The sequence below is a fragment of the Rhizobacter sp. P3_B12 genome (genome assembly GCF_056402895.1).
This window is the reverse complement of record NZ_JBFUGN010000367.1, coordinates 1-5548: the sequence shown is the minus strand read 5'-3', so window position 1 is coordinate 5548 and position 5548 is coordinate 1. Positions and strand designations below refer to the sequence as shown.

Here is a 5548-nt window from a genome sequence, read left to right as displayed (position 1 = left end):
GACCTGGCCCGCCTGGCGCCCGGCGCCGCACCGGCGGTGGCGGGCTGGGCGCAGGTGTGCGCGCCGAGCGTGGCGGTGGCGATGCTGCTCGACATGGAGCTGCGCTGATGTGGGTCGTCAAGCTCGGCGGCAGCCTGTGCGCCGACCCCGTGCTGCCGCAGTGGCTGGACCTGCTGGCCCAGCTGGGCGGAGGCCGCGTGACGCTGGTGTCCGGCGGCGGCAGCCTGGCCGACGAAGTGCGGCGCCTGCAGTCGCACTGGCAGTTCAACGACCTGGCGGCGCACAACATGGCGGTGCTGGCGATGGCGCAGACCGCCTACCAGTTCAACGCGCTGAACCCCGCGTTGCAACTGGCGACGAGCCGCAGTGACATCCGGCGCGTGCTGCACAAGGGGCAGACGGCGCTCTGGCTTCCGTTCGAGCTGCAACGCGAGCAGCCCGACGGGCAGACCAACTGGGAGGTCACGTCCGACAGCATCGCGCTGGACCTGGCGCGGCGGCTCAATGCGGAGCGGCTGGTGGTGGTGAAGTCGTGCCGGATGGACGGTTCGCCGACGCTGGCGCAGCTGGGCGAGCAGGGCATCGTCGACGCGCGCTTCGCGACGCTGGCGGACGGGGCGGCCTTCCCGATCGAGATCATTCACAAGGGCGACCTGGAGGGGATGCGGGCGTTGTTGTATGGCGAGAGCCGGGTGCTGGGGGCGGGGCGGGCGTTCCCGTAGATCAGCCCGTCAGGATGAGTTCGAGAGCCTTCTTCCCGCCTGGCACAACCCCTGTCGCCAACTTCTGGTCCATCGTGGCCAGGCGCCCACCGTTTGTGTGTGCGAGTGCGAGCAGGTAGCTATCGGTCACGCGCGAGTGACTCGAGAGAAGTTCTGGCGCAAAGAGCTCCTCGTCAGCGATGCTCACATCGTCGTGCCAGAAGGTGTGGCCAGCGAGACCGCGGATCGCCGTCAGTGACCGGAGGACCACGCTGCAAAGCCCTTGCGCCCGACCCGAGCGAACCAATCGTGCGCTGGGTCATGCTGGATGTGCGCGGGGTCGACAAGAGCGATCAGGACATTGACGTCCAGCAGATACACGGTCACGGCAGTTCGTCGCGCAAGTGGTTGACCAGTTCCGGCGTGATCGTGGTTGCGCCACGGCGGCTCGGTAGCAGCGGCACACCGTTTCGTTCCGCGGGGGTTGAGCGTGCCGTCCGCGCCAGGCCCTGCCGAGCGAGGTCGGAAATGACTTCACCAACGGTCTTGCGGTCCCGCTCCGCGAGATGCTTTGCCGTGGCCAGAATATCGTCGTCAATGGCGAGCGTTGTTCGCATGGTTCACCTCTGATGCGCCGCATCGTACATCACGCATCAGGCAGTCAGCTGAGCGCTGACGCACCGGGTGAGTCGGGTGAGCCGGAGAAAGCGCCCCGGCCGCCAGGCCGAGGCTGCGAACACCACCCTCTCTCAATATTCGTCGTCCGGATGGAACGGCCGCCCGTACTCCGGCGTCTCGTGCGACGGATACGGCCCCATCCGGCCCGGCGAGCCGTACGACGGYACGATGCGGGTGTTGGCGTACTGGCGCGGCGCGATGACGGCCTCGGTCGCGTAGCGGCTGTCGGCCATGTCGCCGCGGGTGTCGTGGCGCGACAGGCGGCGGTCGCCATGGGGGTCGCCCTGCGAGGCCTGCTGGCCCCACGCGATGTCGCGTCCCGGGGTGAGGAATTGCGGATGCTGCACGTAGACGGCGCCGACGGCAGGCATGCCGCGCTCGCCGGGGTAGCGCGGCGTCTCGTAGCGCGGCGGCTCCGGCTCGCCCGATTGGGTGGCGCTGTCTGCCCAGTCCTCGGCGTAGCTGCGTTCGCGCGAGACGTAGAAGCCGTTGCCGCGTTCGAGCCCGCTGTTGGAGCCGCCATGGCCGCGGCGCGGGCCTTGCTGGACGAGCGAGTTCATCCCCGCCTGGTTGGTGCCGTGGTAGCCCACCGGCTGGAAGCCGCGCCTGCGCAAGTCGTCGGTGCGCCGCTGGATCTCGGCGCGCGACGGTGCGCCGCCGGTCAGGGCGCTGCCCGAGTAGTGCGAGTGGTTGGAGTCGTCGCTGTCGTCGTCCGAATCGTGCCTGAGCGACAGGCCGGAGCTTTCGTAGGCGGTGCGCTGGCGACGCGGCGACGAACTCGAGCTGCGCAGCGGGTTGCCCCGGCTGTCGCACGGCGTGCCATCGCGCAGCGTGTAGCGCGTGCCGCCCTTCAGCCCATATTGATCGGGCGGCACGGCGGTCTTGTTGTCGCCGCTGCCCATGATGCGCAGGCTCGCCACGGCCTCGTGCGTCTGGTGGTTGGTGACGATGAAGACACCGGATTTCGACTCGACGCCCGTCAGGTGGACGTGCTCGCCCGTTTCCGGATGGATGAAGTGGGGTGTCGCATACGGCTCGCCATTCGGCTGCGACGGCTTCTGGCCGCTGCCGGGCTGGTAGGTCACGGCGCTTGAGAGTTCGAAGTTGCTGTTGGTGGGGCCGCGGGGGGTGCGCGCCGTGCCGGACGCATTCGAGGTGCGCGTTGCCAGCGTTCCGAGCGAGCCATCCACCGATCGCGAGCGCGCGCCGGCGGAGGTGTTCGAGGCCGGGCTGTCCGATCGCTGCGTTTCAGATGCCGTGGAGGCTGGGCGAGCTCCGTGGGTCTGGTTGACTTTCATCATGGCAATGGCTTCCTGTGTGGGGAGAAGGGGCGCGGAGACGGCGGGGTTGCAGCCCGCTTCAACGCTTCTCCAGTGTTGGAGCCGGCCCGACCCGGGCGGTGATGGAAAAGCGAAGCCGACGACCGCCCGGCGCAACGCCGGGACCCTGTTCCTGCAGGGCTTGCCAGACACGCTGCCAGCAGCGGTGCCGCGGAGTGATTCAGCAACCGCCGGGCCATGGTTCACTTCATCTCGTAGTGGTCGTTCACGTAGGTCATGGGGATCCACCGGTAGCCTGTGCCATCGCGGCGCAGATGGCCGACGCCGGGGAACGAGATGTGGTCGGCCGCGACCCAGTACCGGCCCTTGACCGCGTCGGCGAACGCCTTCTTGCGCGTTGCTGCGGCGGCCTTGGGATCGACGTCGAAGACGATCGTCACGCCCGGGTCGGGCATCTGAACTTCCGCCACGTGAACCAGGTCGCCCCAGAAGACCAGCTTCTCGCCCTTGCTCTCGAGCGCGTAGAACGTGTGGCCCGGTGTGTGGCCCGGAGCGGGGATGGAACGGATGCCGGCGAACAGCTCGGTCGCGCCGGAGAACGTCTTCACCTTGCCGGCATCGACATAGGGCTGCACCTTGGCCGAAGCCTCGTCGAAGTACTTCTTCGTCGCCTCCGGCGCCCGGKCGCGATTCTCGGGATTYAGCCAGTACGCGACCTCCTTCTGCTCGATGTGGACCGTGGCGTTGGGAAACACGATGCGCTTGCCATCCATCAAGCCACCGGTGTGGTCGGTGTGGACGTGCGTGATCAGGATGTCGGTGATCTGCTCCGGGGTGACGCCCACCGCCTTGAGACTGGCCTCGAGCTTGTTCAACGTCGGGCCGTAGAGCTCGCCGGTGCCGGCGTCCATCAGGATCAGGCGGTCGCCCGCCCGGATCAGGTAGGCATTGACCGAGGCATCGACCTCGGTCGTCTGATACGTGTCCGCCAGGCGCGACGCCACCTTGCCGGGCTGGGCGTTGGTCAGCAGCTTCAGCGTCGGGATCGGCAGCGTGCCGTCGGACAGCGCCGCGATCTCGAAGTCGCCGAGCTTGAAGTGGTAGTAGCCGGCTTGATAGCGGCTCACCTTGGTCGCAGGCGCCTCGGCCGCGGATGATGAGACCGGGGCGACCAGGCTGGTGGCGACAGCGGCGGCCAGGAAGGCCGCAAGGAATGTGCGTTTCATCGTGAGGCTCTGTGAAGTGGTGAAAGGCACTATAGTTATCGCCATTTGGTTGATAAAGATTGAAATCATGATTTCACAATCAATGATATGGAAACAATGATCGACAACCTGGTCGAGCTGACGATCTTCGACAAGGTCGCCAGTGCCGGCAGTCTCACGGGGGCCGCGAACGAGCTGGGCCTGTCTCTGGCAGTGGTCAGCAAGCGCTTGGCCAGCCTCGAGGCGCGCATGGGCGTTCGCCTGCTCAACCGGACCACACGGCGGCAATCAATGACGCAGGAAGGCGAACGCTTCCACCTGCATTGCGTGCGCATCCTTGCGGAGGTGCAGCAGGCCGAGGCGGTGATGCAGCACAGCCGCACCGAGATCAACGGACACCTGCGGGTGACGGCGACGCGCATGCTCGGCACGCGCTATCTCGCAGCGCTGGCGGCGCAGTTCCAGGCCATGCATCCGGCGTTGAGGATCGAGCTCGTCTTGAGCGACGACGTCGTGGATCTCGTGGAGCAAGGCATTGACCTGGCGCTGCGCTTCGGGGTGCTCGACGACTCGACGATGACGGCACGCCACATCGCCGACAGCGAGCTCGTCCTGTGCGCCGCGCCGGACTACTTGCGGCGCTTCGGCTCTCCCGACACGCCTGCTGCGCTCTCAGCGCACAACTGCATCCTCTACGGCACGCGAAGCACGCGGCACTGGCTCTTCCAGCACGAAGGCAAACCGGTCTCGGCCGAGGTGAACGCGACCTTCCTGTGCAATGACGGCAACGCGGCCAAAGCGCTCGCGCTCGCCGGCGGCGGGATCTTTCTCAAGTCGATATGGGATGTGGGCTCGGAACTGAGGGATGGAACGCTGGTGCGCGTGCTGGGGCGATACAGCATCCCCAGCGCACCGCTGCATGTCGTGTACCCGCATGCATTGCATCTGGCCCCGCGAGTACGCCACTTTGCCGACTACGCTCTCAAGAGCCTTCGCGGCGAATGGGCGCTGCTTGCCGACAAGGCCTCCGCGGGGGATCGCTCTCCGATGGAGGTTTGATTCTGAGAGGACTCTTGCCTGAGCGATCGGGCCGGCCAAGCCATGACGCCGATCCGTCGATGCCGCCTCAGGGCAGCGTCGCAGGAACCTGCCCCAGCAATTCAACCAATCCACGCAGCTTCTGCGCATCAAGCGTCGAAGACCGATCGCCTGCGCACACCGCACTTCGAAAGCCCGCAAAGTCGGGCGCGAGCTGTTGCAGCGCCGACAGGTCCGGCAGCCGCAACGCACCGGCCAGCCCGACCAGCTTGTCGGCGCGACGCACTGTCGCGACGAATTGCTGCAGCACCGGCATGGCCACGCACGCGAAGAGGCTGCCGGCATGCTTGTCGGCGGTGTCGGCCATCAGCCCCGGAAAGCCGAGCCGGCAGGCCTGCGCGATCAACTCGAAATCGAGCCCGGCGTCGGCAATGAACACCGGCACCACCGCATGACGGCTGGCGGCCAACCGGTCGAGCACCGCAGCCGCCTGCGGTGACGGCGCGATGCCGACCTTCACGTAGTCGACCTCGCAGGCACCGACGGCTTCGACGCGCGCGGCGATGAGGTCAGTCTCGTGCATGCCCATGTCGCCGATGGTCGCGCTGATCGGTAGCGCGATGCCGCGTTCGCGCAATGCCTGCAC

7 protein-coding genes are annotated in these 5548 nt (G+C 67.2%); 2 read left to right on the top strand and 5 right to left on the bottom strand.

What is annotated here, in order from left to right; all coding sequences use genetic code 11:
• Positions 1-107 precede the first annotated feature (107 nt).
• A complete protein-coding gene (locus AC1D01_RS18625) occupies positions 108-722 on the top strand; it encodes an amino acid kinase family protein (protein WP_477868858.1) in 615 nt (204 codons plus the stop codon).
• A 231-nt stretch (positions 723-953) separates the two neighbouring features.
• Here AC1D01_RS18625 and AC1D01_RS18620 read toward each other — a convergent pair whose 3' ends face one another.
• The 4 genes from AC1D01_RS18620 to AC1D01_RS18605 form a co-directional block, all read right to left on the bottom strand.
• Positions 954-1088, bottom strand: a complete 135-nt coding sequence (locus AC1D01_RS18620) for a hypothetical protein (RefSeq protein WP_477868856.1) — start codon at positions 1086-1088, stop codon at positions 954-956.
• Positions 1085-1318, bottom strand: coding sequence for a CopG family transcriptional regulator (locus AC1D01_RS18615; RefSeq protein ID WP_477868854.1), 234 nt, complete (start codon positions 1316-1318; stop codon positions 1085-1087). Before AC1D01_RS18615 ends, AC1D01_RS18620 begins: the two co-directional genes overlap by 4 nt.
• Before the next feature lie 132 nt (positions 1319-1450).
• Positions 1451-2464: a hypothetical protein gene (locus AC1D01_RS18610; RefSeq protein ID WP_477868852.1), complete on the bottom strand. Its 1014-nt coding sequence runs from the start codon at positions 2462-2464 to the stop codon at positions 1451-1453.
• Between the two features lie 437 nt (positions 2465-2901).
• On the bottom strand, positions 2902-3885 hold the full coding sequence (locus AC1D01_RS18605; RefSeq protein ID WP_477868850.1) for an MBL fold metallo-hydrolase: 984 nt from the start codon (positions 3883-3885) through the stop codon (positions 2902-2904).
• Positions 3886-3972: 87 nt separating this feature from the next.
• Here AC1D01_RS18605 and AC1D01_RS18600 point away from each other — a divergent pair, with 87 nt between their 5' ends.
• Complete coding sequence (locus AC1D01_RS18600) at positions 3973-4923, top strand: LysR family transcriptional regulator (protein ID WP_477868848.1); 951 nt, start codon at positions 3973-3975, stop codon at positions 4921-4923.
• A gap of 67 nt (positions 4924-4990) precedes the next feature.
• Here AC1D01_RS18600 and AC1D01_RS18595 read toward each other — a convergent pair.
• A partial coding sequence (locus AC1D01_RS18595; protein ID WP_477868846.1) for a (5-formylfuran-3-yl)methyl phosphate synthase occupies positions 4991-5548 on the bottom strand: 558 nt, incomplete at its 5' end.

Excerpts from the sequence above, each read along its gene's own strand:
- AC1D01_RS18625 (WP_477868858.1), top strand. The coding sequence starts at position 108 with ATGTGGGTCGTCAAGCTCGGCGGCAGCCTGTGCGCCGACCCCGTGCTG.
- AC1D01_RS18615 (WP_477868854.1), bottom strand. The coding sequence starts at position 1,318 with ATGCGAACAACGCTCGCCATTGACGACGATATTCTGGCCACGGCAAAG.
- AC1D01_RS18600 (WP_477868848.1), top strand. The coding sequence starts at position 3,973 with ATGGAAACAATGATCGACAACCTGGTCGAGCTGACGATCTTCGACAAG.